Raw genomic sequence first — 26355 nt, 5'->3', positions numbered from 1 at the left:
GCGGCTGTAAATTCCTCCCCTGCAAGGTTCGGCAGAGGCGCGCGACTTTGCCGAACCTTGCAGGGGAGGATGGTCTGGAAGCGACCAAAAGCTGCCCTTACCATCTTCGTCATCCCGGACTTGATCCGGGATCTATTCAGCGCTCCCCATCCGCCGTGGCGCAGAATGGATCCTGACTGTCGTCAGGATGACGCCGGTTGTGACTGGCAAGAAACCGACCATTTGCGAACATTAACGTCCCTACAGCAGCAGCCATTTAACGATGCCTGCGCCAGCCAGAAGGACCAGAGCGCATCCCCACCAAGGAACGGGGATGCCGTCATCATACTCTCCGAAATCGACGTACCGGCGCACCTCCTGCCTCTGATGTGCTGCGTATGCGCTTTTGCGGGAGCGAATATCCGCGTCATCAAGGTAGCGATGAACAGCTTCTGGCGTGGCATCGATTGGTAGTTCCCGCTGAAGCTCGCCAGCCAGCCGTTCCACTTCAACCCAGTCAGTCGGCTCTCGTTCTTCAACAGCCAAGATGGCTGCCAAGCGGCCGCGTAGCTCGTCCATCTCCATATCTGCAGCTTATCGAAGCAGGCGATCAGCGCAATGAGTGCTAATCATACTGTGCAACTCCAAAGCCGTCTGTCCGCTTCCCATCCCAATTCGCCTTCCCTTTTCTTTTCCGCGGCTCCGCGTGATTCATTTTCGCGCGGAGCCGCGGCGGCACGGAGGCAGTGGGGGACGGCTAACCGCCTGTGCGGCAATGACGGAAAAAGAGGGCGGCGTAGCGGCGCGGGGATGCGGCTCTTTGTGGCGCGTGCCCCTCCACCGTGCTGCGCACGGTCCCCCTCACCGTGCCGGGGAGGAATAAAAAAGGCGGCCCTCTCGAGCCGCCTTTCCCATGGGCCTGTGAAGCCGCTTATTTCGTGCCTTCCGGCGTCTTGGCCTTGCCACCCTTCTTGCCGCCCTTCTTGGGCGCAGCGGGGGTGATCTGGAAGGCGAGGGCCCCCACACCGTCGGCATCGTCCTTCATATGGACATGGACCTCGCCGCCATGGACCAGCTTGCCGAACAGCAGTTCCTCGGCCAGCGGCTGCTTGATCTTTTCCTGCATCAGGCGGCCCATCGGGCGGGCGCCATAGAGCTTGTCATAGCCCTTCTTGGTGAGCCAGGCCTTGGCGTCCTCGTCCAGGGTGATGTGGACGTCGCGATCGGCCAGTTGCAGTTCCAGTTGCAGCACGAACTTGTCGATGACGCGGGCCACGATTTCCGGCGGCAGATAGCCGAACGGCACGATCGCATCGAGACGGTTGCGGAATTCGGGGGTGAAGAGCTTCTTCACCGCATCTTCCTGCACATCCTCGCGGGTCAGCTCGCCAAAGCCGATCGATTCCTTCGCCATGTCCGACGCACCGGCATTGGTGGTCATGATGAGGATGGTGTTGCGGAAATCGACGGTCTTGCCGTGGTGATCGGTCAGGCGGCCATTGTCCATCACCTGCAACAGGATGTTGAACAGGTCCGGATGCGCCTTCTCGATCTCGTCGAGCAGCAGCACGCTGTGCGGCTGCTGGTCGACGGCATCGGTCAGCAGGCCACCCTGGTCATAGCCGACATAGCCCGGAGGGGCACCGATCAGGCGGCTGACCGAATGGCGTTCCATATATTCCGACATGTCGAACCGCTGCAGCGGGATGCCGAGCAGGGTTGCGAGCTGGCGCGCCACCTCCGTCTTGCCGACGCCGGTGGGGCCGGAGAAGAGATAGTTGCCGATCGGCTTGTCGGGATCGCGCAGGCCGGCGCGCGACAGCTTGATCGCGGAGGACAGCACCTCGATCGCCTGATCCTGGCCGAAGACGACGCGCTTCAAATCGGTGGTCAGCGATTCCAGCACGCTCTTGTCGTCCGACGACACGGTCTTGGGCGGGATGCGCGCCATGGTGGCGATGACCGCCTCGATCTCCTTGGGGGTGATCGTCTTCTTGCGCTTGGAGGGCACCACCAGCATCTGCATCGCGCCCACTTCGTCGATCACGTCGATCGCCTTGTCCGGCAGCTTGCGGTCGTTGATGTAGCGCGCCGACAGCTCCACCGCCGCCTTGATCGCGTCCGGCGTATATTTGACGTGATGATGTTCCTCGAACGCGGTGCGCAGGCCGGTCAGGATCTTGATCGTGTCCTCGACCGAAGGTTCGTTCACGTCGATCTTCTGGAAGCGCCGCAGCAGGGCGCGGTCCTTCTCGAAATGATTGCGAAATTCCTTGTAGGTGGTCGAGCCGATGCAGCGGATCGTTCCGCCCGACAGGGCCGGCTTCAACAGGTTCGAGGCGTCCATCGCGCCGCCGCTGGTCGCGCCGGCACCGATGACGGTGTGGATCTCGTCGATGAAGAGGACGGCGTGCGGCATCTTCTCCAGTTCGGTGACGACCGCCTTCAGCCGCTCCTCGAAATCGCCGCGATAGCGGGTGCCGGCCAGCAGCGCGCCCATGTCGAGCGAATAGATGACCGCTTCCTTGAGCACGTCGGGCACTTCGCCCTCGACGATCTTGCGCGCCAGGCCTTCCGCGATCGCGGTCTTGCCGACGCCCGGATCACCGACATAGAGCGGGTTGTTCTTCGAACGGCGGCACAGGATCTGGATGGTGCGGTCGACTTCCGACGACCGGCCGATCAGCGGATCGACCTTGCCGCGTTCCGCCTTCTCGTTGAGGTTGACGGTGAACTGCTCCAAGGCACTGTCCTTCTTGCCCTTGCCGTCCTGCACCTTCTTTTCCTCCTCGGCTGCCCCCTTGGTCTCCTGACGCTCGGGCGTGGGCGTGCCCTTGCCGACGCCGTGGCTGATATAGCTGACGGCATCGAGGCGGCTCATGTCCTGCTGCTGCAGGAAATAGACGGCATAGGATTCGCGTTCGGAGAAGAGCGCGACGAGGACATTGGCGCCCGTCACCTCATCCTTGCCGGACGACTGGACATGGAGGATGGCGCGCTGGACGACGCGCTGGAAGCCGCTGGTGGGCGAGGGGTCGCTGGCGCCCTCCACCTTCAGGCTGTCCAGTTCGGTGTCGAGATACTGGGTGACGGCATCGGCCAGTTCGCCCAGTTCCACGCCGCACGCCTGCATCACCTTCGACGCATGTTCATCGTCGATCAGCGCGAGCAGCAGATGCTCCAGCGTCGCATATTCATGCTTGCGCTCGGACGCATGCGTCAGCGCATTGTGCAGGGTGGTTTCAAGGGCGGCTGCGAAAGATGGCATGTCTTTTCTACTCCTGGCCCCGGTTAGGGGCTGACTTGAACCTTATGTCGGCATTGCTCGACGACGGTTCAAGGGAGAGGCCCTGACCGCCGGAATTGCCAGACTGCCCATGCCCGGTGGAGCCCATGGTCGGGCCGTCAGGGGCGAGGCGCGGGTTCATCGCTTGAATAACGCCTCGGCAGTTGCCTTATGGTTAACGGCGCTTTCAATTTTTGTTCGAGTGCGGGTGATTTCGGTTTCCAGCGCCCTGATGCGCGCTTCCAGTTCCGCAACGGACAGGGGACCCAGATCCTGTCGGAGCAGTTGGGCCAGCGGATCATCGGCCTTTCTCGGCAGATCATTGTCCATGTCCATAAAGGGTAATGTTGACCCTGTAGGCTAGTCTGTCAATAAGAAGCGAAGCTCCGTCCGTCGATTTTGGGTGCGGCGCAATATCTCTGGCCCGGGGGGGCGCATATGATCCTCGACAGTTTCACGATTCCATCGCAGATGACGGCCATCGGCATCCCGGTGCCGGGCGGTCCCGACGCCCTGGTGCCGGAACAGCGGCCGGTGCCGGTGCCGGGCGAGGATGAGGTGCTGATCCGCGTCGCCGCCGCCGGCGTCAACCGGCCCGACGTGCTGCAGCGGCAGGGCAAATATCCGCCGCCGCCCGGCGCATCCGACATTCCCGGACTCGAAGTGGCGGGCACGATCGTCGCCGCCGGCCGGTCCGCCGACATGCTGGTGGGCCAGCGCGTCTGTGCGCTGCTGCCGGGCGGGGGCTATGCCGAATATGCGATTGCCCCGGCCGGCCAGTGCCTGCCGGTGCCGGCGGACTATGACCTGGTCGAGGCGGCGGCGCTGCCCGAAACCCTGTTCACCGTGTGGACCAACCTGTTCGAGCGCGCCTATGTGGTTGGCGGCGACCGGGTGCTGGTTCATGGAGGCACCAGCGGCATCGGCACCATGGCGATCTCGCTCTGCCGCCTGTTCGACATAGAGATCATCGTCACCTGCGGCAGCGGCGACAAATGCGCGCAGGCGCTCGAATGGGGCGCTGCCCATGCGATCAATTACAAGAGCCAGGACTATGTCGCCGAGGTGAAGCGCATCACCGGCGGGCAGGGGGTGCAGGCGGTGCTCGACATGGTCGGCGGCGACTATGTCCCGCGCAACATCGAATGCATGGCGGAAGATGGCCGCCATGTGTCGATCGCGGTGCTGGGTGGAGCCAAGACCAGCATCTTCCTGCCGACGGTGATGTCCAAGCGCCTGACCCTGACCGGATCGACGCTGCGGCCGCGCTCCTCGGGCTTCAAGAGCCTGGTCGCGGACGAGATCATGCGCACCGTCTGGCCCTTCGTCGAACAGGGCAAGCTGCGCCCGGCAATGGACCAGCGCTTTGCCCTCGCCGACGCGGCCAAGGCCCATGCCCGCATGGATGCGGGCGAACATTTCGGGAAGATCGTGCTGACGGTGTGAGGGGCGGCGGGGAAACCCGCCAAACCGTAGCATTTCCGTCATATTCGGTGCGGAATTGTAACAGAGCGGCGCTAGGGATTCGGCCTCAAGGACAACAGCCCTTGAGGACGTAGACATGGACGCCATCACGCGCTTGCCCTTCCTGAGCGAACTGGAGGAGGGGGCTGACGACCGCTTCCACATCCCCGAACGGGAAGGCGCGCGTCGCCGCTATCGCACCATCTGGATTTCCGACATCCATCTGGGCACGCGCGGCTGCAACGCGACGATGCTGATCGATTTCCTGGACAGCGTCGACAGCGACACCATCTATCTGGTCGGCGACATCATCGATGGCTGGCGGCTCAAGAAGCGCTTCTACTGGCCCGCCGCGCATAATGACGTGCTGTGGCGGATCATGAAGCGGGCCAAGCGCGGCACCCGTGTCGTCTATATCCCCGGCAATCATGACGAGATGTTCCGTCAGTTCACCGGCATGAATTTCGGCGGCGTCGAGATTCGCCGCAAGGCGATCCACGAGACCGCCGACGGGCGCAAGCTGTTGGTGCTGCATGGCGACGAGTTCGACACGATCATGCTGGCGCATCGCTGGCTCGCCTTCGTGGGGGACGCGGCCTACACGACGCTGATGCGCCTCAACGTGGTGGTCAACGCGGTGCGCCGGCGCATGGGCCTGCCTTATTGGTCACTGTCCAAGATGGCCAAGCACAAGGTCAAGAATGCCGTGTCCTTCATCTCCCGTTTCGAGGAAGTGGTGGCGCATGAAGCCGGCGCGCGCGGCGTCGACGGCGTGGTGTGCGGCCATATCCACAATGCCGAGATGCGCGAGATCGAGGGCATCGAATATTATAATGATGGCGACTGGGTGGAGGGCTGCACCGCGCTGGTCGAACATGCCAGCGGCGCGATGGAGGTGCTGCACTGGGCCGACGAGATCGCCAAGCGCGGCGAAAAGACGCCGGCGCTGATGGCGGCCTGACGCGGAGAGGGGGCATGCGGATCGCGATCGTCACCGACGCCTGGACGCCGCAGGTGAATGGCGTGGTGCGCACGCTGCAGACGATCCAGGCCGAACTGGAGCATATGGGCCATGAGGTGAAGGTGATCTCGCCCGATCTCTATGGCTCCATTCCCTGTCCGACCTATCCCGAAATCCGGCTGGCACTGGTGCGATCGGGCGTGGTGGGGCAGGCGATCGCCGCCTTCCGTCCCGATGCCGTCCATCTGGCGACCGAAGGGCCGCTCTGCTTTGCCGCCCGGCGCTGGTGCCTGCGCGGCAATGTGCCCTTCACCACCGCCTATCACACCCATTTCCCCGATTATGTGTCGCAGCGCACCGGCCTGCCGGCGGCCTGGTTCTGGCGCTATATTCGCTGGTTCCATGGCCCGGCGCAGGCGGTGCTGGTGTCGACCCGGTCGGTGCGGCAGCAATTGCGTGCCCATGGCGTCGCCAATGTTCGCAAATGGGGCAGGGGCGTGGACCTCAAGACCTTTGCTGGCGATCTCGCACCCTCGGCCCTGCTGGCGGATCTGCCGCGCCCGATCCAGCTCTATGTCGGCCGGGTCGCGGTCGAGAAGAATCTGGAAGCCTTCCTGGCCAGCGAGCATCCCGGAACCAGGGTGATCGTGGGCGACGGCCCGGCGCGCGGGGCGCTGGAACGGGCTTATCCCGACGCCCGTTTCCTGGGTGCGCAGTTCGGTGCCGATCTGGCGGCGATCTATGCCGGCGCGGACGTGTTCGTCTTCCCCAGCCGCACCGATACGTTCGGGCTGGTGATGATCGAGGCGCTGGCCGCTGGCACGCCGGTCGCAGCCTATCCGGTCACCGGACCGATCGATATCGTCACGCCGGAAACCGGCGCGCTGTCGGAGCGGCTGGAGGATGCCATCGCCGCAGCGCTGCTGTGCGATCGGGCTGCCTGTGCCACCTATGGGCGTAGCTTTAGCTGGGAGCGCAGTGCGCAGGAATTCCTGGCCGGATTGCATCCGATCGATCCGGTGGTGATGGACAGCGCCGCCTGACGCTTTTCCTTGCCGCAAGCCCCGCTATGCTCTATCCCTGACATGTCGTGGCCGCCCTGCTTGGGCGGCCCTTATCGTTTTTAGAGCCGGAGAAGACCCCGTGTCCCAGCCCCTCATGCCCCATGCGACCGCCAGCTGGCTGGTCGACAATAGCGCTCTGAGCTTCGACCAGATCGCGGAATTCTGCGGGCTCCACATCCTGGAAGTCCAGGCCATCGCCGATGACACTGCCGGCATCAAATATACCGGCCGCGATCCGGTGCGCGCCCATGAAATCACCATGGACGAAATCCACAAGGGCGAGAGCAATCCCGACTACAAGCTCAAGATGCTCAAGGGCCCCGAACCGGTCCGTCGCACCAAGGGCCCGCGCTACACCCCGGTCAGCAAGCGCCAGGACAAGCCCGATGGCATCGCCTGGATCCTGCGCAACCATCCGGAGATTTCGGACGGCGCGATCGGCAAGCTGATCGGCACCACCCGCACCACCATCGCCGCGATCCGCGATCGCAGCCACTGGAACATCAGCAACATCACGCCCAAGGATCCGGTGACGCTGGGCCTGTGCTCGCAGCGCGAACTGGATGCGCTGGTCAGCAAGGCGGCGAAGAAGGCCGGCATCGAGATGCCGACCGATTCGCGTCTGGATGGCGATCGTGAGGCGCTGATCGAGGAACTGCGCCGCGAGCGCGAGGATAATGCGCGCCGCATCGAGCAGGCGCTCAAGAGCGAGTCCGAGCTGATTTCGGGCGCCGCGACGATCCTCGATCCGTTCAGCAGCAACAAGGGCGAGGTCTGAAGACGTAGCGTCATCCGACGCTCTTTCCGACCCGCTGCAATGCAGCATTTTCAAGGGCCGCGCCGGCTTTCCGGCGCGGCCTTTTTGCTACAATCCAGACACAGGTTGACGCTTGCGTAAAGCGCTCGGGCCACTTACACTTCTGTAAATGGAGAGCAGAGAAAAGATCTGGCGCGAGCATTATCAGCACCCTACGCCGTGGGAGCAGACGTTCCCGCCGATGTCGATGGGGGACATGGTAACGCAGAGCGCCACCGCCCACCCGCAGGCCCACATGATCGACTTCATGGGGCGCAAGTTCAGCTATGGCGCGATGATGGACGACATCAGGCGCATCGCCTGTGGTTTGCAGGCTATGGGCGTGAAGAAGGGGGACCGGGTCGGTCTCTACCTGCCCAACACCCCGCATTATGTCGCGGCCTATTATGGCGCGCTGCTGGCCGGCGCGATCGTCGTCAACTTCTCCCCCCTCTACACCGCCGCCGAACTGGAGCATCAGGTCGAGGATAGCGGCACCAAGATCCTGTTCACCCTGTCGGCCAAGGCACTGCTGCCGACCGCGCTCAAGGTGCTGGACAATAGCAGCCTGGAAAAGCTGGTGGTCGGTTCGATTGCCGAGGTGCTGCCGACTGCCAAGAGCATCCTCTTCCGTCTGTTCAAGCGCGGCGAGACGACGCCGCTGCCGCATGATCCGCGCGTCATCCGCTACGACCGGCTGATCGCCAATTCCGGCGAATGCATCGTCGCCGACATCGATCCGGTCAACGACGTCGCGCTGCTGCAATATACCGGCGGCACCACCGGCACGCCCAAGGGCGCGATGCTGACCCACCAGAATCTGACCGCCAACGCGCGCCAGGCGCAGGGGATCGACCCGCACGCGGGCGAGGGCGACGACCGCATCATCGCGGTGCTGCCCTTCTTCCACGTCTTCGCCAATACCTGCACGCTGAACCGGACCGTCATGAATGGTGGCGAGATGGTGATGCTGCCCCGGTTCGAGGCGGTGCAGGTGCTCTCGGCCGTGCAGCGGACCAAGGCGACGTCGCTGCCCGGCGTGCCGACCATGTATCAGGCGCTGCTCGATCATCCGGCCCTGCCGAACATCGATTTCTCGTCGCTGCGCACCTGCATTTCGGGCGGCGCGCCGCTGCCGATGGAGGTGAAGCAGAAGTTCGAGGCGGTGACCGGCGCACGGTTGATCGAGGGCTATGGCCTCACCGAAACCAGCCCGATCGTCTGCGCCAACCCCTATGAGGGGTTGAACAAGACCGGCACCGTCGGCCAGCCCGTGCCCGGCACCCGCGTCAAGATCGTCAGCCGCGAGGATCCGACCCAGCCCCCGCCCGAGGGCGAGCCGGGCGAACTGATGTTTGCCGGCCCGCAGATCATGAAGGGCTATTGGAACCGGCCGGACGCGGATGCGCAGGTGTTCGTGGGCGAGTTCCTGCGCACCGGCGATGTCGGCGAGGTTGATGACGACGGCTATGTGCGGATCGTCGATCGGCTCAAGGACATGATCGCCGTCGGCGGCTTCAAGGTCTTCCCGAGCCAGGTGGAATCGGTCCTCTATCATCATGAATCGGTGAAGGAGGCGTTGGTGATCGGCGTGCCCGACCGTTATCGCGGCGAGCAGCCCAAGGCGTTCGTGACCCTGAACGAAGGCGCGACCATCGACGGGCCGGGCCTCAAGGACTGGCTCAACCCGCAACTGGGCAAGCATGAGCGGGTCTGTGAGGTCGAGGTGCGGGCCAGCCTGCCCAAGACGCTGGTCGGCAAGCTGTCGCGCAAGGAACTGGTCGCCGAAGAACGGGCCAAGGCCGAACAGGCGATGGCCCAGAATGCGGCGCAGACTGGAACCGCGGCCTGATTGCTCCTATCTAGCGCGCCAAAGCTGGATAAGGATTATCGATATATGGCGCAGGAAATCGCAACGCTGGCTGGTGGCTGCTTCTGGTGTACGGAAGCAGTCTACCAGACGCTCAAGGGCGTGGAATCGGTCCAGAGCGGCTATATCGGCGGGACCAAGGTCGATCCGACCTATGAGGAGGTTTGCACCGGCAATACCGGCCATGCCGAAGCGATCCGCATCGCCTTCGACCCGGCCGTCATCAGCTATGCCGACCTGCTCGACATCTTCTTCGCCACCCACAATCCGACCACGCTGAACCGCCAGGGTAACGACATCGGGACGCAGTATCGTTCGGCGATCTTCCCCCATTCGGCCGAGCAGCAGGCCGAGGCACTGGCCGGCATCGCGCGGGCACAGGTGGACCAGGTCGATCCGGTCGTGACCGCGATCGAGGCGGACGCCCCCTGGTATCCGGCCGAGGATTATCACCAGAAATATTGGGAACGGGTCGGCGACCAGAACCCCTATTGCATGGCGGTGATCCCGCCCAAGCTGGCCAAGCTGCGCAAGGGTTTTGCCGCCCGCATCGAGGAATAATCCTCGGCCTGGCCGATTTCCCGACGGCTCGTCCCGTTTCGCCGCGTTCTTAGCTTATGGTTAATGTCGACCATGGCAGATGCAGCGCAACGGACGAGTCGGGGGACTTTGAGAATGACCAGGACGATCATGCTGCTGGCGCCGGCGATGCTGCTGATGCTGCCGGGCTGCATTGCCAGGACGGCGGTGGATATCGTGACCTTGCCGGTGCGCGCAGGTGCGCAGGCGGCCGACTGGGCGACGACCAGCCAGGACGAGGCCGACCGCAATTATGGCCGCAAGATGCGCAAGCAGGAGGCCGAGGAAGGCAAGGCGCGCAAGAAGGCCGACGAACAGCGCCGCCGCGAATGCCGCAAGGCCGGTTACGACAATTGCGGCTGAGCCCCGAAATTCGCCAGATCGACCGGTCAGGCCGCGGCGCGGCGTAACCGGTCGTTGATGGCGGTGCCGATCCCCTCGTCGGGGATGGGGGCCACCGCGATCCGCTCCTGCGTGCTGGCGTCGGCGACGTGCAGCGCCGCGAACAGATTGGCCGCCGCCTCGCGCAGATCCGCGTCGACGCTCAGGTTCAGATGGCAGGGCATCAGCCCGAAGCCGATCAGATATTCGTCCTTCTCCGCCCGCAGCGCGTTGAGCCGCACCGGCTTCGACGGCGCATAATGGCTTTCGAGCTGGCCGGGCGCCTCGATCTTCGCATTGTCCTTCCCCGTGATGACCGGCAGGCCACTTGCCTCCTCCAGCATCGCGGCCGTGATCGGGCCGGGGCGGAGCAGGCGGATGCGGTCCGCTTCGGGGGCGGCGATGGTCGATTCCAGCCCTTCGCTGGTCGGGCCTTCGTCCAGGATCATGCGGATCTTGCCGTTGAGGCTCGCCAGCACATGCTCGGCCCGGCTGGGGCTGATCGATCCGCTGCGATTGGCCGAAGGCGCAGCCAGCGGCCTACCACTCTCGCGGATCAGCGCGCGCATCGCCGGATGGGCCGGCAGGCGCAGCGCCACGGTCGGCAGGCCGGCCATCACCAGCGGCGACAGGCCGCTATCGGCCCGCACCGGCAGCACCATGGTCAGCGCGCCCGGCCAGAAGCGGGCGGCAAGCTGTTCGGCCTGGGGCGAGAAATCGGCCAGCCGCCGCGCCATCTCCATGTCGGCGACATGGACGATCAGCGGGTTGAAGCTGGGCCGCCCCTTGGCGCTGTAGATGCCCGCGACCGCCTGGGAATCGGTGGCATCGGCCGCCAGGCCATAGACGGTTTCGGTGGGAACGGCGACGGGCTCGCCGGCGCGGATCAGCAAGGCTGCCTCGCGAAGCGCTTCCGCGCCATAGCGGCAGACCCTGGTGGAAAAGGCAGGATTTGGGATAGTCACGACCCCCGCGATATAGACCCCGGAACGCTGCAGTAAAAGGCCATTGCGACAGTGACATGACATTGTTGGCAAAGCTTGCCGCAACGGCGCGGCCCGGCTAATCCCGCGCCATGAACGACGCCCTGCTGACCCGTATCGCCGAAGCGCTGGAACGGCTCGCGCCGCCGCCGGCTTCCTCTGCCGACCTTGCGGCTGCTCCCGCCTATGTGTGGGACGGGGTGGCGATCCGCGCGGTGGATGCGTTCGACCCGGTGGATTATGATCTGCTGACCGGCATCGATGCGCAGAAGAGCGCGCTGCTGGACAATAGCCGCCGCCATGCCGCCGGCCATGCCGCGCATGACGTGCTGTTGTGGGGCGCGCGCGGCACCGGCAAGTCGGCGACCGTGGCTTCGGTGGTCGGCAAGCTGCAGGCGGAAGGGCAGGACATCGCCCTGCTGCAATGCGCGATCGATGAACTGGCCAGCCTGCCGGCGCTCTTCACCCTGCTGCGCAGCACGACCCGGCCCTTCATCCTGTTCCTCGACGATCTGGGCTTTGACGAAGGCGTGGGCGATGCCCGCGCGCTGCGCTCGCTGCTCCAGGGCGGCACCGCTGCGCGCCCGGCCAATGTCCGCCTCTATGTGACGTCCAACCGCCGCCATATCGTGCCGCGCAACCTGTCGGAACAGGATGATCCGATCAATCCGCGCGACGTGGTCGATGACAAGATGGCGCTATCGGACCGGTTCGGCCTCAGCCTCGGCTTCCATGCGCTCGACCAGGACGCCTATGTCGCCATTGTCGAGGGCTATGCCCAGGCGCTGGGCCTCAGCGTCGAGCCGCTCGACGCGATCCAGTGGGCGACGCAGCGGGGCAGCCGCTCGGGCCGTGTCGCCTGGCAATATGTGGTCGAACTCGCCGGCCGTCACGGCCTCTCGGTCTGATTCTCAGTCGCCATCCTTTTCGGCCAGGCTCAGAAATTCGTCGACCAGTCGGTCCAGTTCCTTGCGGCAACGGGGCGGATCGACGGCGGTGTCGCACAGCGGCGCGGCATCGGCCATCGTCTTGATGACGCGGGCCAGACTCAGCGTGTCGCTGTGACGCTGTCGGTGGGCGAGGGCGGCGAAGGTGTTGAAATACATTTCCGCCAGCCGGCGGTCATGCTCCAGGTCATAGCCTTGTCGTCGGTCCGGCTGGCCCAGCGCCTCCATGCGCAAGTGATGAAGGGATCGCCGCGCGCTGTCCGCCCGCAGCTGATATAGCTCCGCCGGTTCGATCGGTTTCATCTTGGACGCCTGTCGCATCGCGTATCAGCGCGCGAACGGGGCAATATATCCCGGCTGTTGCCCGGCCGAAATTAAGCGTCTGGTCTTGCGAACAAGTTTTTTCGACGCATCGGCCGGGCGACCAAGATTATTGTGCGCGGGTCACCCGCCAGACGACGCCGCCGACATCATCCGCCACCAGCAGCGCGCCCTTGGCGTCCACGGTCACGTCGACCGGGCGGCCACGCGCCGCGCCCTGCGCGTCCAGGAGGCCGGTCAGCACGTCGGTCGGCTTGGCCTTGCCGACTTCGCCATTATCCTCGAACGGAATGAACACGACCTTGTAGCCGGCGGCCGGCTTGCGGTTCCAGCTGCCATGCAGGCCGACAAAGGCGCCATTGCCATAGGCGGCGCCGAGCTGCGCATCCTTGGAGAAGCTCAGGCCCAGCGGCGCGACATGGTTGCCCAGCGCATAGTCGGGGCGCTTGGTATATTCGCGGATTTCCGGCCGCTGCGGCTGGACCCGGCGATCCTCATAGCCGCCCCAGTAATTCCACGGCCAGCCATAGAAGGCACCGAATTCGACGCGGGTCAGATAGTCGGGGACCAGGTCGCCGCCCAGCATGTCGCGCTCATTGACCACGCCCCACAGCACGCCGCTCCTGGGCTCAAAGGCCAGGCCGACCGGGTTGCGCAGGCCCGACGCATAGATGCGATAGTCGCCGGTCTTGGGATTGACCTCCAGCACGGCGGCGCGGTTCGCTTCGCTTTCCAGACCATTTTCGCCGATATTGCTGTTCGATCCGACGCCGACATAGAGCAGCCCGTTGGGGCCGACGGTCAGACTGCGGGTCCAGTGCATGTTCGGCGCCTGGGCGGGCAGGTTCAAAATCTTCCGCCCCTTGTCGCTGATCTTGGTCTCGCCTTCCTTATAGGGAAAGGCCATCAGCGCATTGGTGTTGGCGACATAGAGGGTGTCGCCGATCAGCGCCATGCCATAGGGCGAATAGAGGCCGCTCAGGAACACCGTCTTGGTGTCCGCCTTGCCGTCGCCATCGGTGTCGCGCAGCAGGCTGATGCGGTCGGGCGAGGGGACGCCGGCGCCGGCCTTGTTCATCAGGAAATTCATCACCCGGCTGACGATGCCGGTCTGCGGGCGGGGCTGGCTGTTGGTCTCGGCCGTCAATATGTCGCCATTGGGCAGGCGCAGCAGCGATCGCGGATGGCTCAGCCCCTCGGCGAAGCGCTCGACCACCAGCCCCTTGGCGGCGACCGGCTTCTCGCCCGCCTTCCACGGCTTCACTTCGGCGATGTTGACCGTCGGGAAAAACTCGTTGCGCGGCGTGGTGAAGCGCGGTTCCCGGCCGACATCGGCACCGGCCGGCAACTGGGCCGTGTCGCCCTGCGCGAAATAGAGGAAGGCGCCGCCGGCAATGACCAGCGCGACGAGGGGGATGGCGATGAAATGCTTCTTCATGTCGCCACATCTATGCGGCGATGCGGCGCCCGGCAAGGCGCTCCGTTGCGCGGGTGGTTAGTTAAGCCTTTCGTTCGCGCAGCCACAGCAGCAGGGCGATCAGGATGCCGGCCCCGGTGCCAACCAGCAGTCCGATGCTGGGCTGGCCCAGCAGGCCGCCGCCGATCGCCCCGGCCATGATCAGCAATGCGATGATGGCGCCCGCGCCGGTCGGATTCTTCGCCTTGTTCATGGCCCATCCTTGCCATGGCCCGCCGCCCATGGCCAGTCGCTTGTCGCCCGCGCCCCCCCCCCCCCTGTCCCGGATCGGAACGGCCGGCGTCCCGAAATGGCGCGCCTGTCCCGCTGCGGGACTTGGCTAACCGGCTGTTCACCCTCGTTCTCGGCCTGCTGCGCCAAAGCACCAAACTGGCATGGGGGTTGATAGGGGAGGGGAAAGGGCGCGCAAAAATCGGGGGTCGCATGCACATGCCATATCTTTCGGATCGAAAGAGCTATGAGGATGCGACGGAACTGATCGCGACCTTCGGCGCCAATGCCGGCTATGAGGCGGCGGCGCGGGCCGATCGCAGCCGCGACCTCGGCAACCACATCCATTTCTGCCACTGGCGCCAGATCGAGCGGCTGATCGTGCTGCTCGCCCATCACCAGCCGCTCGGCACGATCCACTGATCGCCTGAACGCAAAAGGGCCGGAGCGTCATGGAACGCGCCGGCCCTTTTTGCTGTCTGGCTGAAGGCGCTTTAGAGCCGCAGGCCGGCAGTTTCCGGCAGGCCGGCCAGGATATTGAGATTCTGCACGGCGGCGCCCGCTGCCCCCTTGCCCAGATTGTCGAGCGTGGCGACCAGGCGGGCCTGTCCGCTCTGCGCATTGCCGAACACCGACAGAGATAGGCGATCGGTCGCGCCGACATGCTCGACCTCAATCTGTGCCATGGCGCTGCTGTCGGCCAGCGGCGTCACGCTGACGATCGGCGATCCTGCATAGGCGGCGGCCAGCGCGGCATGGATGTCCGCCGGGGATGGGGTGTCGGGGATGGCGCGCAGTTGCAGCGGCACTTCCACCAGCATGCCACGATAGGCGTTGGCGACGGCCGGCGCGAACAGCGGCGGATGGGCCAGGCCCGAATAGCGGGTCATTTCCGGCACATGCTTGTGCGCCAGGCTCAGGCCATAGGCGCGGAAGGCGGTCGGCGCGCCATCGGCGCCCTCATATTCCGCGATCATCGCCTTGCCGCCACCCGAATAGCCCGATGCGCCCGATACCGTCACCGGCCAGTCGGCCGGCAGCAGGCCGGCCAGCACCAGCGGACGGACCAGACCCAGAAAACCGGTCGGCCAGCAGCCGGGGTTGGCAACGAAGCGGCTGTTGGCCAGTCGCTCGCGATGGCCCGGCTCCAGTTCGGGGAAGCCATAGGTCCAGCCGTCGGCGACGCGGTGTGCGGTCGATGCGTCGATCACGCGGGTGCGGTCATTGTCGATCATCGACACGGATTCGCGCGCGGCATCGTCGGGCAGGCACAGAATCACGATGTCGGCCGCGTTCAGCGCGTCGCGCCGGGCCGCCATGTTGCGGCGATCCTTCTCGTCGACCGTGATCAGCGACAGTTCGGGCCGGTCGGCCAGGCGATCGGCAATCTCGATGCCGGTGGTGCCATGGCCGCCGTCGATGAAGATCTTCGTGGTCATGGGGCAATCCTCCGCCGCGCGATGATCGGCTGTTCATGGTCGGGCGCCAGCCGGGCAACGACATCGGCCAGCGGCTCGACCACCACGGTCATCCAATGGGCGTTGGCATGCAGCATATGGGTGGCGTCGGTCATGATCCCGACATGGCCGGGGAAGAAGATCAGGTCGCCGCGCTGCAACGGCGCGCTCGCCTCGATCGGCGCGCCAATGCCTTCGCACTGCAGGTCGGTGTCGCGCGGCACGGCGATGCCGCATTCGCCCAGCGCAACCTGCACCAGGCCCGAACAGTCGATGCCGCGATGCCCACGGCCACCCCAGACATAGGGCTGGCCCAGATAGCGCTGCGCCACAGCGACCCAGTCGCTTTCCGGCGAGTCGAGCGGGGCGGCATGGCGGCCATGGATGAAGCCGTCGCCGGTCGCGAGGAAGCTGTCCTCGGCCTCGCCGCCGAAGCGGGCGCCCAGCGGCCAGTGATCGGCGATCGGTGCCTTGATGTCCGCGCGGCTGAACAGCGGCGCGCTCTGGTTGACGATGCGGTGGCTGACCGCTTCCTTCACGTCCAGCGCGTCGCGACGGATATAGCCGACATAGCCATCATGCCCGCAAAAGCCCCAGGCCCAGTCGGTCGTGACGTCGAGCGCATGGAAGCTTTCGCCACGCAGCAATTCGCTGACCGCCTCGGCATTGTGCGAGGGCTGGGACAGGATCGGCGCGCCGGGCGCCACGCAGGTCAGTTCGACCGCGCGGGCATAATGGGCGGAAAAGAGCACGCCGGCGAGCGAGATGTCCGCAAGGTCGCCACGCGCCGCATGGACGCGGTGGTCGAGCGCTACGGATCTGCCGTCCAGCTTGAACCGGGTTCTTTCAGGCGGTGCGTTCCGCGTGGTGTTGATCTGGCCTGTCATCGCGCGCGGTTCCTGCGATGAAATGGTGAAAGGCGTCAAGGAATTCCGCGCCCTTCGACGTGCGGGTGATGAAAATATTGCGCCGATCGGCCGCATCCCGCTCTCGTCGGAGATAGCCGAGCGCCGAAAGCTTGTTCAGCGCGCGGGTGATGACCGGCTTGGACACATGCAACTGCTCGGCCAGGCCGCGCACGGTATGCGGGCCATCGCCGATATAGACGGTCAGCATCAGGGCCATCTGGCGGTTGGTGAGGTCGGGTTTTCCCGACCTCACATAATCCACCAGGGTCCGCATCCACTGGCTGAGCGGCTGTATGCCGGGACGGTCGATCTGGGCGGCCTGTTGCGGGGAAGCGAGCGCGTTCATGCCCCCCTAACGCATGATAGCCAATCCGGTTGCGTAACGGATCGCAGGATATTGCAGTTTGGCTATCGCGCGCCGTCATAGCGCTGCTGGAGCAGGCGGAAGACCGCGCGCAGGCCCAGCGCCTCGCCGCCCTTGGGCCGGCCCGGACGGGCCGCCGGTCGCCAGGCGAAGGTGTCGAGGTGAATCCAGGCCGTGCCCTCCGGCACGAAACGCTGCAGGAACAGGGCGGCGGTCACCGCGCCGGCAAAGCCACCTTCGCCGGCATTGTTCAGGTCGGCGATGTCGGACTTCAGCATGTCATAATAGCCGTCCCACAGCGGCAGGCGCCAGGTCGGGTCGTCGACCGCCGTGCCGGCCGCCGCAATGTCGCTCGCCAGCGCCTCATCATTGGTGAACAGCGCCGGCAGGTCCGGGCCGACGGCGACTCGCGCGGCGCCGGTCAGGGTGGCGAAGTCCACGATCAGCTCGGGCTTTTCCTCACCCGCGCGGGTCAGTGCATCGCCCAGCACCAGCCGCCCTTCGGCGTCGGTATTACCGATCTCCACGGTCAGCCCCTGCCGGCTGCGCAATATGTCGCCGGGGCGGAAGGCATTGCCGCTGATGGCATTTTCGGCGGTCGGCACCAGCAGGTGCAGCCGCACGGGCAGGCGCGCCCCGATGATCAGCCGGGCCAGCGCGATCGCATGGGCCGCGCCGCCCATATCCTTCTTCATCAGGCGCATGCCCGATGATGGCTTGATGTCGAGGCCGCCGCTGTCGAAGCAGATGCCCTTGCCGACCACGGCGATGCGCGGCGCGGCGGGGTCACCCCAGCTCATTTCGATGAGGCGCGGGGCAAAACCCTTGTCCGCCGCCTTGCCGACGGCATGGATCATCGGGAAACCCTGCTCCAGCGCGTCGCCGCGCGTCACCTGCACCTCGCCGCCATGCGCCTGCGCAAGCTGCCGCACGGCATCTTCCAGATCCTGCGGCCCCATGTCGGCGGCCGGCGTGTTGACCAGATCGCGGACCAGCGCCACCGCCTCGGCCTGCTGCACGATCGCCTCGATCCGGGCGACGTCGCCGGTCAGCAACACGCGCGGGCCGGCCGCGCCTTCATCCTTGCGATAGCGTTCGAACCGATATTGCGCCGTCAGCCAGCCCAGCGCCGCCGCGCCGGTGCTACCCTCCGCCAGGCGATAGCTGCCCTCGGGCAGGCTCTCGGCCAATCTGGCCAGGCACCAGCTGCCCAGCGCGTCGCGCTTCGCCACCCCGGCCACGACCGACCAGTCGCTCTGCCCCTCGCCGGGGACGATCGCATATTCGTTCGGCTTGGCGTGGAATTTCTGGGCGCTGATCAGGGCGCGGACCCGCTCGGGTTGGGTAGTGAACCAGGCGTCCAGTTCGGCCGCTTCGATCAGCTGGATGGAACGGGCGGGCTGGCCATTATCGGCTTTGAGCAGGTCGGCAAATTCGGTCATGCACAGGATGTAGGAGAAAGCGCTCCACATGGGAACGGGCCATTTTTTGCATCTTCTTTCGTCCCGGTGGAAACCCGGCCGGCCGTCAGGGCATTTGCCTATTGTGGCCCGAATGCCTAGGTTCCAGGTCATAACAGACGACAAGGAGAGTAGCCATGATCCGTTCCGACAATAGCGGCCTGCAGGCGCTGCGTGCCCGCGCCTATGCGCTGGCCGAAAGCGGCCAGTTCGCCAACGCCCATGCGGTCGAGCAGGCGCTGGTGGCCGAAGGCTGGCCCAATATCCATCGCGCGCTCGCCGGCGACTATGCGCGCAAGGCGATCAGCGAACGCTGCCTGACGGCCAAGCCGCACTGATGCGGGCAGGGTGGGGGAACGGGACGACGGGGCTGCTGCTCGCAGCCCTGTTGCTGTCTGGCTGCTCGAAATCGACTGAGGACGACACGCCCGGCGGCAACATGCCCGCCAATGCGACGATGCGCGCCTTTGTCGACCGCATGGCCGGCACCACGCGACCCGCTGCCCCACCCGCAAAACCATTCGAGCAGTCGGACAAGACCGAGCTGCTGGAATTTCTCTACGCCTATCCGGCGCAGGCGGCGGCGATCCCGACGCTGGTCGATCGCTTCGCCCGCGCCATGGCCGAGAACAAGGGCGATGCGCTCAAGATGGCGACGCAGGACCGGGATTCGGCGAAAAAGGCGGGCTTTCCCTTCCACGCCCACAGCCGCGAGACGCGCTGGAGCGTGATGGCGGACACGCCGCGCTTCCTGGCGCTCGAATCCTCCAATTACATGTATACCGGCGGCGCCCATGGCATGACCGGCTATGAAGCGCTTCTGTGGGACAGGGAACGGCGGCGCGAGACCGATTTCGGCGCACTGCTGACGTCCGAGGCGGCCTTTGCCGCGGCGATTCACGATCCCTTCTGCAAGGCATTGAATCGAGCGCGGGTGGAGAAGCGTGGCGCACCGGTGGTGCCGGGCGATGACGACTTCACCAAATGCATCGATCCGATGAAGCAGGTGCTGGCCCCGACATCGCGCGACGGCAAGCTGATCGATGGCATCCAGGTGACGATCGGCCCCTATGGCGCCGGCCCCTATGCCGAGGGCAGCTATGACATCAAGCTGCCGGTCGATGCGGCGATCTACAAGGCGATCAAGACCGAATATCAGGATGCCTTCGCCAGGCCCTGATATCCGGTTCCCGATCGGTCAGGCCGGCACGCCGTACAGGTCGTGATCGTCGGCATCCTCGATCAGCACGTCGAACATGTCGCCCGCCTTGCGGCCTTCGCCCACGTCGCGCAGGAAGACATTGCCGTCGATTTCCGGCGCGTCAGCCTGGCTGCGCGCGGTGGCGCCGATGCTGCCATCTTCCTCGTCGGGCTCGCCGACCTCGTCAATGATCACCGGCATGACCCGGCCGACCTTGGCCTGCAGCTTGGCGGCGCTGATCGCGGCGGTCTTTTCCATGATCCGCTGATAGCGTTCTTCCTTGACCTCTTCGGGCACGGCGCCGGGCAGGTCATTGGCGGCTGCGCCCTCGACCGGCTCGAAGCGGAAGGCGCCGACGCGGTCGAGCTGCGCCTCGTCCAGCCAGTCGAGCAGATACTGGAAGTCCGCCTCGGTCTCGCCGGGGAAGCCGACGACGAAGCTGGAGCGGATCGCGATGTCGGGGCAGATGTCGCGCCACTTGCGGATGCGGTCCAGCACCTTGGCTTCATTGGCCGGGCGCTTCATCGCCTTCAAAACGCTCGGCGAAGCATGCTGGAAGGGAATGTCGAGATAGGGCGTCAGCAGCCCCTCGGCCATCAGCGGGATGACATGGTCGACATGGGGATAGGGATAGACATAATGGAGGCGGACCCAGGGGGCGACGCCGTCCGCCGTGCGCAGCTGGCCCAGTTCGCGCGCCATGTCGGTCATATGGGCGCGGACCTCATGACCCTTCCACATGCGCGGTTCGTGGCGGGTGTCGACGCCATAGGCCGAGGTGTCCTGGCTGATGACCAGCAACTCCTTGGTGCCGGCCGCGACCAGCTTTTCCGCCTCGCGCAGCACCGCGTCGATGCGCCGCGACACCAGGTCGCCGCGGATCGAGGGGATGATGCAGAAGGAGCAGCGATGGTTGCAGCCCTCTGAAATCTTCAGATAGCTGTAATGGCGCGGGGTGAGCTTGAGGCCGCCTTCGGGCACCAGGTCGACAAAGGCGTTGGGGATGGGCGGCGATGCGTCATGCACCGCGTTGACCACCTGCTCATATTGATGCGCGCCGGTGACGGCCAGCACCTGCGGGAATTTCGCGCGGATCACGTCCGCTTCGTCGCCCATGCAGCCGGTGACGATGACGCGGCCATTTTCGGCCATGGCCTCGCCGATCGCTTCGAGCGATTCTTCCTTGGCGGAATCGAGGAAGCCGCAGGTGTTGACCAGCACGACGTCGGCGCCGGCATAGTCGGCGGACATCTGATAGCCGTCGGAACGCAGCTTGGTCAGGATACGTTCGGAGTCGACCAGGTTCTTCGGACAGCCGAGCGAAACCATGCCGATCTTCGGCGCGTCTGGGATTTTGGTTGCCATGATCGGCGCGCACATAGGGATTTTTGCGCCAAATGTCACGGGGTAGCCGAAAAGACAAAGGGCGCGCCCAAATGGACGCGCCCTTCGTTCTAGCTAAGCCTTTGATCCGTTACATCTTGTAGGACAGGCGGATGTAACCGAACTGGCCCGGCACATCATAGGTGGTCGGGTCGAAATTGGCGCTGTCGCAGGTGAAGCAGGCCGGCGGATCCTTGTCGAACAGGTTGTTGACGCCGATCGTCAGCCGGGTGCGATGGTCAAGCCAGGCCGGCGAGAAATAGGCCTGCATGTCGCCATAGAAGGTCGATCCCATGATATGGCCGTCGCTCTCGGTCACCTTGCTGATATAGCGGCCGGTGAAGGAAACGCCCCAGGCATCGGCCGAATAGTCGAGCGTGGTGGTCGCCTTGAAGCGCGGATAGGCTTGGTCGACCGAACCGCAGCGTTCGGTGCCGGCGCACTTGATCGTGGGGGCATTCAACTCGGCCGGGGCCTTGATGTCATAGCTCAGCAGATAGGCGGCATTGACCGTCAGGCCGACCGTGCCGTCGCCCACCGGCTTGGAGCGATAGATCAAAGATCCGTCGATGCCGTCGGTGTTGATGGCGTTGAGATTCTGCAGCGTGGCGTCGATGCCGGCGACCAGACCGCTGGGCGTGCGGCTGATCGAGGCGCAGCTGACCGGATCGGCATCGAAGGCGCAGCGGCGCAGCGTCAGCGTCGCAGGCACCGAGTCGATCGCGTTCTTGAGGCGGATATTATAATAATTGACCTCAAGGCTGAGCGCGCTGGCAAAGCCGTTGCGCGCCCAGGCCGGGCTGTAGACCATGCCGGCGGTCCAGGTCTTGGCGGTTTCCGGCTTCAGGTTGGTCGAGCCGCTGGAAAAGACGCCCAGCTGGCCACCGGTCGGCTCGTCATAGCTGCCATCGGCCGGCACGCCATTGGCGATGCAGTTGGCGCGCACGGTCGGATTGTCCCAGGAGCCGCCCGCTGCGCTGGTGCAGGGGTCGTTGATCGTCTGATCGGTGCGCGACCGGCCGGCATGCATTTCGCCGATGCTGGGCGCACGCAGGCTCTCGGCATAGCCGCCGCGCAGCAGCAGGTCGCTGACCGGTTTCCACAGGCCCGACACGGTGAAGGTCGTGTTGCTGCCAAAGCTGCTATAGTTGGAATGGCGCACCGCGCCGTCCAGTTCCAGCTTCTGGAAGAAGGGCACGTCGGCGAGGATCGGGATGCGGATTTCGCCATAGACTTCATCGACATTGAAGCTGCCGGCGGCCGGGCTGGTCGGCACGTCGGCGCCCAGGCCCGCCGTGATGATCGGGTCGGGGGTGTAGCTGGCGCGCTGGTTGCGATGCTCGTAGCCGACGGCGAAGCCGACCGCGCCGCCCGGCAGGTCGAACAATTCGCCCGACAGGTTGGCGGTGGCGTCCCACAATTCCTGCGTGCTGCGATCCTTCTGGTCGAAGGTCACATAGTCGAGCATGGCCTGGGTGATCGACCCGGCCCCGCCGAAGATGTTGAACGGTACGCAATCGCCGGTGCAGCCCGCTACTGGCCCCAGCGCCTGGGCCAGCTTGGCGGCGTTCAGGTTGCCGGTGAACACCTGATGCGCGTCATTGCTGCCATACATGCCGTTGACGTCCCAATACCATGTCTTGTCGCCGACCCCGAAGGAGCCTTCGAGCGTCGATTGCATGGTGAAGGTGTCGACATCCTGGCTGAAGATACGCGGGCCGCCCTCGACGAAGCGACGGGCGATCAGCGAATAGGTCGCCGGCTCGCCATTGGCACCCGACGACAAGGTGAAGCCGAACGGATTATAGGGATTGGTCGCATCGATGCTGATCGTGTCGAGCAGATTGCCGTTGCCCGCATCCGGGCCGACGAACAGCGGCAGCGGTGCGGCCTGGGTGGTCGAACTGCGATGCTGATAGACCAGCCGCGTGCGCAGGCTGACATTGTCGGAAAATTCGAATTTGGCGTTGAGGAAGCCGCCATAGCGTTCCGATGGCGTCAGCAGATAATTTTCCGGCGCGAAATTATAGCGATCGGCCGAGGTGAAATTCTTGAAGTCTCCCGGATAGGTCGGGCGCCCGCTGACCGGCGCGATCAGCGTCAGATCCTCGTCGCCGATCATGAAACGGCCATTGGGCGTGGCACCGGAACAGCCACCGATCGGGTCGGCGCAGCTCGTCTGGCCCGGATTGGGGAAGCGGGAGATGGAACGATCGGCGGTGCGGACGCTCTGCTGCTTCACATAATTGCCGCCAAAGACGATCGACACCCGATCGGACTGAAGGCCATAGCTGGCGTTGAGGTCATAGGTTTCGCCATCGCCCTGTTCGTAGGTGCCGAACTGGGCGGACAGGTCGAGGCCCTTCTGCGACTGTTTGGTAATGATGTTGACGACGCCGGCAACCGCGTCGGAGCCATAGAGCGGGGAGGCGCCCGACTGCAGCACCTCGACCCGTTCGATCATGCTGGCAGGGATGGAGTTCAAGTCGACCGATGCGGGAATGCCGCCGGCCGCCGAGCCGTTCACATAGCGCATGCCGTCGACCAGGATCAGCGTGCGCTTGGCGCCCAGGTAGCGCAGGTCGATTTCGGCTGAGCCGGAACTGACGCCGGTGCCGTCGGGCGGACCGCCGATATTGCCCGCATTGTTGACCTTGGTGTTGAGGCCGCCGCCGGCGCTCGGGATGCGCTGCAGCACGTCGGCGATCGAGGAAAGGCCGGTCCGCGCGATCGCTTCCTGATCGACCGTGACGATCGGCTTGTCCTGGTCCAGCGGATTCTGGCGGATGCGCGATCCGGTGACGATGATGGCCCCGACATCATCGGCCTGCGGCGCGGCGGATTGGGCGAAAGACGGTGCGTTGTAGATGAAGGCGGACAGCAGGACGCCGGTTTTCAGGACATTTTTCAAGCGCATATTCTACCCCTCAAAAATCAGACCTGAGGGGGAGTGTTGCCATTCTATGACAGCAAGGCAATTGGCCTCATGCTGCGCTGCACCCTGGGTAGCACGAATTTTGCCATATGTTGCTGTGGCGCAACAAACATGTTCAGTCTGTCGCTGGTTTGAACCTATTGATCGTTGGCGCGGGGTGTGGCGCCGGTTTCTTCCACGATCTCGATGATGCAGTCGCCCGTTTGGAGCCGCTTTGCGCCTTCCTCCCAGAAGCCGATCGGATGGTCGCCGCGATAGATGCGCACGCCAAGCCCGGTACCGATCGCCGAGAGCGGCTGGCCGATTTCCTGCGGCAGGACAGGCCGTTCGTGCAGCTTTACCCGGCCGCCCGATGCGGCAAGATCGGCCATATAGTCGGCGATATGCTTGCCGCTGGTGCTGCCTGCCAGCAGCAGCCCGGCAAAGCTGACCGGGTTGATGACCGTGGTGGCGCCGGCCTGGCGCGCGGGCACTTCATTATCCTCGTTGCGCACGACGATGCTGATCGGCAGGCGCGGCGCCAGGTGACGCGCGGTCAAGGTGATCAGGATCGACGTGTCGTCGCGTCCGGCCGACACGATCATCGTGCGGGCACGGTGGATGGCCACGTCCTTCAGCGTCTTGTCGCGCGTGCTGTCGCCGCACAGCACGTTGCAGCCCAGCGCCTCGGCATGGTCCAGCGCTTTCTCGCTGCCGTCGATCACCACGATCTCGCGCGGGTCGGTGCCACGCGCCAGCAGTTCGTTCACCGCCTCCTAGCCGCTGGTGCCGAAACCGGTGACGACGATATGATTGTGCAGATCGGCCTGAATGCGTGCCATGCGCCACCTGTAGAGGATGTTGCGGAAGAAGAGATTATAGGCGGTGCCGAGGAAAATGATCCAGACGAACAGCCGGATCGGCGTGACGAAGATGGATTCGAACAGGCGCGCTTCGGGCGAGACCGGCACGATATCGCCATAGCCGACCGTGGTGACGGTGACCGTGGTGAAATAGAGCACGTCGATGAAACTGATCTGGTCATCATAATTGTCCTTGAGACCGTCGCGCCCGAACCAGTGGAGCGCCAGCACGATCGCGATCAGGCCAAAGACCAGCACCACCCGCCAGGCGAGGTCCGCCCAGACCGGCAGCGCCGATCGCCGCCGCAGAAAGCCGGCCATGGGCGATGCCGAAGGCGGCGGCGCGATCTTCATGGGGTGGGCAGCTGGGTCATGGGATTGATCGGCACCCGGTCCTTGCGCAGCTCGAAATGCAGCTTCGGCTTGCTGGCATAGCCTGTGTCACCGCTGAGGCCAATCACCTGGCCCTTCGTCACCTTCTGCCCGCGCACCACGTCGATCCGGTTGGCATGGCCATAGGCGCTGACCCAGCCGCTGCCATGGGTGATGAGGACCAGGCCGCCGAACACCGCGATGCTGTCGCCGGCATAGGCGACGACACCATCAGCCGCCGCCCGGATCGGCGTGCCGATCGGCGCGGCAATGTCGATGCCGTTATTCTTGGCGCCGCTTTCGCCGGGGCCGAAGCGCGAGAGGATATTGCCCCTGAGCGGCCAGGCGAACTGACCGGAAAAGCCGCCGGGCTGGGCGATCGGCACATTGGAGGGCAGGGGGCGGGGCTGGGCCTTGGCCACCGTGCGCGGCTTCTCCTCCGCGACGGCAGGCTGGCCGCCGGTCAGCACATCGTCGATGTCGATGCGGAAGGCGGCGGCGCGCTGTTCCAGGCTGGATGCGGGCGCCCGGACCGGCGCTGCCGCCACCGGGGCGGCCGGCGTCTCGCCGCCGGGCAGCAGCAGCCGCTGGCCGCGCCGCAGCACATAGGGTTCGGTCAGGCCATTGATGTCGACAATGTCGCTCCACCGCACGCCATAGGCCACGGCGATGGCGATGCCGGTCTCCCCCTCTGCCACTGCATGATAGCGCCCGCCGGGGATCGACAGGCTCTGCCCCGGCCGCAGCGCATAGGGCGGGGCCAGTCCGTTGGCCCGTGCGATCGCGTCCGATCCCGCGCCGGTGCGGTTGCCGATGCCGCGCAGCGTGTCGCCCGGCTGCACGCTATAGGTGCTGGCGGCCACCGTCCGCGCATTCGCCGTCACCTGCTGCGCCGTCCAGACCGGTTTGCGCTCGATCATCTGCGGTTCGGGCCTGACCGGTTGCGGCGGCATGCTGGGCGATGGCGGAATGGCCGGGGCCGAAGGGGGCAGAGGCGCGGCATAGGGGGCGCTGTCCTGCACCGGGGCAGGGATACAGCCCGCCAGCAGCAGCGGCAGCGGCGCCATTGGCAGCCAGCGCCGCCCCCTTGAATGTCCAGCCATATGGTCTCCCCC

General features: G+C 65.2%; 25 protein-coding genes and 1 pseudogene. 11 read left to right on the top strand and 15 right to left on the bottom strand.

Going from position 1 to position 26355, the window contains the following annotated elements; genetic code table 11:
- Positions 1–240: 240 nt before the first annotated feature.
- From JQK15_RS11095 to JQK15_RS11085, 3 genes are all read right to left on the bottom strand, one after another.
- Positions 241–564: a hypothetical protein gene (locus JQK15_RS11095; protein WP_214865494.1), complete on the bottom strand. Its 324-nt coding sequence runs from the start codon at positions 562–564 to the stop codon at positions 241–243.
- Positions 565–910: 346 nt separating this feature from the next.
- Positions 911–3247 (bottom strand): ATP-dependent Clp protease ATP-binding subunit ClpA, encoded by a 2337-nt coding sequence (gene clpA / locus JQK15_RS11090; RefSeq protein ID WP_214865492.1) that lies wholly within the window; start codon positions 3245–3247, stop codon positions 911–913.
- Between the two features lie 156 nt (positions 3248–3403).
- Complete coding sequence (locus JQK15_RS11085; protein WP_004211362.1) at positions 3404–3601, bottom strand: DUF1192 domain-containing protein; 198 nt, start codon at positions 3599–3601, stop codon at positions 3404–3406.
- A gap of 102 nt (positions 3602–3703) precedes the next feature.
- Between JQK15_RS11085 and JQK15_RS11080 the strand changes: the two genes are divergently transcribed.
- From JQK15_RS11080 to JQK15_RS11050, 7 genes are all read left to right on the top strand, one after another.
- Entirely contained in the window at positions 3704–4711 is a 1008-nt protein-coding gene (locus JQK15_RS11080; protein ID WP_214865490.1) for an NAD(P)H-quinone oxidoreductase, read from the top strand.
- A 115-nt stretch (positions 4712–4826) separates the two neighbouring features.
- Positions 4827–5690 carry a UDP-2,3-diacylglucosamine diphosphatase gene (locus JQK15_RS11075; RefSeq protein ID WP_010337926.1) on the top strand — a complete coding sequence of 288 codons (864 nt, stop codon included), beginning with the start codon at positions 4827–4829 and terminating at the stop codon, positions 5688–5690.
- Between the two features lie 14 nt (positions 5691–5704).
- Positions 5705–6733, top strand: coding sequence for a glycosyltransferase family 4 protein (locus JQK15_RS11070; protein ID WP_214865488.1), 1029 nt, complete (start codon positions 5705–5707; stop codon positions 6731–6733).
- Between the two features lie 115 nt (positions 6734–6848).
- Positions 6849–7532 (top strand): DUF1013 domain-containing protein, encoded by a 684-nt coding sequence (locus JQK15_RS11065; RefSeq protein ID WP_010337928.1) that lies wholly within the window; start codon positions 6849–6851, stop codon positions 7530–7532.
- Positions 7533–7680: 148 nt separating this feature from the next.
- Positions 7681–9402 (top strand): long-chain-fatty-acid--CoA ligase, encoded by a 1722-nt coding sequence (locus JQK15_RS11060; RefSeq protein WP_026109646.1) that lies wholly within the window; start codon positions 7681–7683, stop codon positions 9400–9402.
- A 45-nt stretch (positions 9403–9447) separates the two neighbouring features.
- Positions 9448–9981 carry a peptide-methionine (S)-S-oxide reductase MsrA gene (msrA, locus tag JQK15_RS11055; protein WP_004211369.1) on the top strand — a complete coding sequence of 178 codons (534 nt, stop codon included), beginning with the start codon at positions 9448–9450 and terminating at the stop codon, positions 9979–9981.
- Between the two features lie 114 nt (positions 9982–10095).
- Entirely contained in the window at positions 10096–10362 is a 267-nt protein-coding gene (locus JQK15_RS11050; protein ID WP_037517836.1) for a hypothetical protein, read from the top strand.
- Positions 10363–10388: 26 nt separating this feature from the next.
- Here JQK15_RS11050 and JQK15_RS11045 read toward each other — a convergent pair whose 3' ends face one another.
- Positions 10389–11345 (bottom strand): L-threonylcarbamoyladenylate synthase, encoded by a 957-nt coding sequence (locus JQK15_RS11045; RefSeq protein WP_214865486.1) that lies wholly within the window; start codon positions 11343–11345, stop codon positions 10389–10391.
- 110 nt (positions 11346–11455) lie between these two features.
- On the opposite strand from JQK15_RS11045, the gene JQK15_RS11040 reads away from it, so the two are divergent.
- On the top strand, positions 11456–12271 hold the full coding sequence (locus tag JQK15_RS11040) for an ATP-binding protein (protein WP_004211373.1): 816 nt from the start codon (positions 11456–11458) through the stop codon (positions 12269–12271).
- A 3-nt stretch (positions 12272–12274) separates the two neighbouring features.
- Here the strand turns inward: JQK15_RS11040 and JQK15_RS11035 are convergent, their stop codons facing one another.
- From JQK15_RS11035 to JQK15_RS11025, 3 genes are all read right to left on the bottom strand, one after another.
- Positions 12275–12613, bottom strand: a complete 339-nt coding sequence (locus JQK15_RS11035; protein ID WP_230588606.1) for a hypothetical protein — start codon at positions 12611–12613, stop codon at positions 12275–12277.
- Between the two features lie 127 nt (positions 12614–12740).
- Entirely contained in the window at positions 12741–14069 is a 1329-nt protein-coding gene (locus JQK15_RS11030; RefSeq protein WP_214865484.1) for a PQQ-dependent sugar dehydrogenase, read from the bottom strand.
- 61 nt (positions 14070–14130) lie between these two features.
- A complete protein-coding gene (locus tag JQK15_RS11025; RefSeq protein ID WP_010337933.1) occupies positions 14131–14301 on the bottom strand; it encodes a hypothetical protein in 171 nt (56 codons plus the stop codon).
- Positions 14302–14537: 236 nt separating this feature from the next.
- Between JQK15_RS11025 and JQK15_RS11020 the strand changes: the two genes are divergently transcribed.
- Positions 14538–14741, top strand: coding sequence for a hypothetical protein (locus tag JQK15_RS11020; protein ID WP_004211380.1), 204 nt, complete (start codon positions 14538–14540; stop codon positions 14739–14741).
- A 71-nt stretch (positions 14742–14812) separates the two neighbouring features.
- Here the strand turns inward: JQK15_RS11020 and argC are convergent, their stop codons facing one another.
- From argC to JQK15_RS11000, 4 genes are all read right to left on the bottom strand, one after another.
- Entirely contained in the window at positions 14813–15757 is a 945-nt protein-coding gene (argC, locus tag JQK15_RS11015; RefSeq protein WP_214865482.1) for an N-acetyl-gamma-glutamyl-phosphate reductase, read from the bottom strand.
- On the bottom strand, positions 15754–16662 hold the full coding sequence (locus tag JQK15_RS11010) for a C40 family peptidase (RefSeq protein ID WP_214865480.1): 909 nt from the start codon (positions 16660–16662) through the stop codon (positions 15754–15756). Before JQK15_RS11010 ends, argC begins: the two co-directional genes overlap by 4 nt.
- Positions 16622–17029, bottom strand: a complete 408-nt coding sequence (locus JQK15_RS11005; protein ID WP_004211384.1) for a MarR family transcriptional regulator — start codon at positions 17027–17029, stop codon at positions 16622–16624. The genes JQK15_RS11010 and JQK15_RS11005 overlap by 41 nt, the downstream gene beginning before the upstream one ends.
- A gap of 62 nt (positions 17030–17091) precedes the next feature.
- Positions 17092–18489, bottom strand: coding sequence for a leucyl aminopeptidase family protein (locus JQK15_RS11000; RefSeq protein ID WP_214865620.1), 1398 nt, complete (start codon positions 18487–18489; stop codon positions 17092–17094).
- Positions 18490–18644: 155 nt separating this feature from the next.
- On the opposite strand from JQK15_RS11000, the gene JQK15_RS10995 reads away from it, so the two are divergent.
- Together JQK15_RS10995 and JQK15_RS10990 are read left to right on the top strand one after the other, a co-directional pair.
- Positions 18645–18845: a hypothetical protein gene (locus JQK15_RS10995; protein WP_004211387.1), complete on the top strand. Its 201-nt coding sequence runs from the start codon at positions 18645–18647 to the stop codon at positions 18843–18845.
- Positions 18845–19687 carry a DUF4163 domain-containing protein gene (locus JQK15_RS10990; protein WP_214865479.1) on the top strand — a complete coding sequence of 281 codons (843 nt, stop codon included), beginning with the start codon at positions 18845–18847 and terminating at the stop codon, positions 19685–19687. The genes JQK15_RS10995 and JQK15_RS10990 overlap by 1 nt, the downstream gene beginning before the upstream one ends.
- An 18-nt stretch (positions 19688–19705) precedes the next feature.
- On the opposite strand, the gene rimO is transcribed toward JQK15_RS10990, so the two are convergent.
- The 4 genes and pseudogenes from rimO to JQK15_RS10970 form a co-directional block, all read right to left on the bottom strand.
- The gene (rimO, locus tag JQK15_RS10985) at positions 19706–21088 is read right to left on the bottom strand and encodes a 30S ribosomal protein S12 methylthiotransferase RimO (RefSeq protein ID WP_214865477.1); all 1383 of its coding nucleotides are present in this window, start codon (positions 21086–21088) and stop codon (positions 19706–19708) included.
- A gap of 94 nt (positions 21089–21182) precedes the next feature.
- Positions 21183–24008: a TonB-dependent receptor domain-containing protein gene (locus tag JQK15_RS10980; RefSeq protein WP_214865475.1), complete on the bottom strand. Its 2826-nt coding sequence runs from the start codon at positions 24006–24008 to the stop codon at positions 21183–21185.
- A 155-nt stretch (positions 24009–24163) separates the two neighbouring features.
- Positions 24164–25222, bottom strand: a pseudogene (locus tag JQK15_RS10975) (potassium channel family protein).
- Positions 25219–26343 carry a peptidoglycan DD-metalloendopeptidase family protein gene (locus JQK15_RS10970; protein WP_502956808.1) on the bottom strand — a complete coding sequence of 375 codons (1125 nt, stop codon included), beginning with the start codon at positions 26341–26343 and terminating at the stop codon, positions 25219–25221. Before JQK15_RS10970 ends, JQK15_RS10975 begins: the two are co-directional and overlap by 4 nt.
- Between the last annotated feature and the right edge of the window lie 12 nt (positions 26344–26355).

Origin of the sequence: Sphingobium sp. BHU LFT2, from assembly GCF_018604485.1 — a bacterium.
Classification (GTDB): domain Bacteria; phylum Pseudomonadota; class Alphaproteobacteria; order Sphingomonadales; family Sphingomonadaceae; genus Sphingobium; species Sphingobium yanoikuyae_A.
Note: the sequence above shows the minus strand (reverse complement) of the source record. Positions and strands in the feature narration are given on the sequence as shown.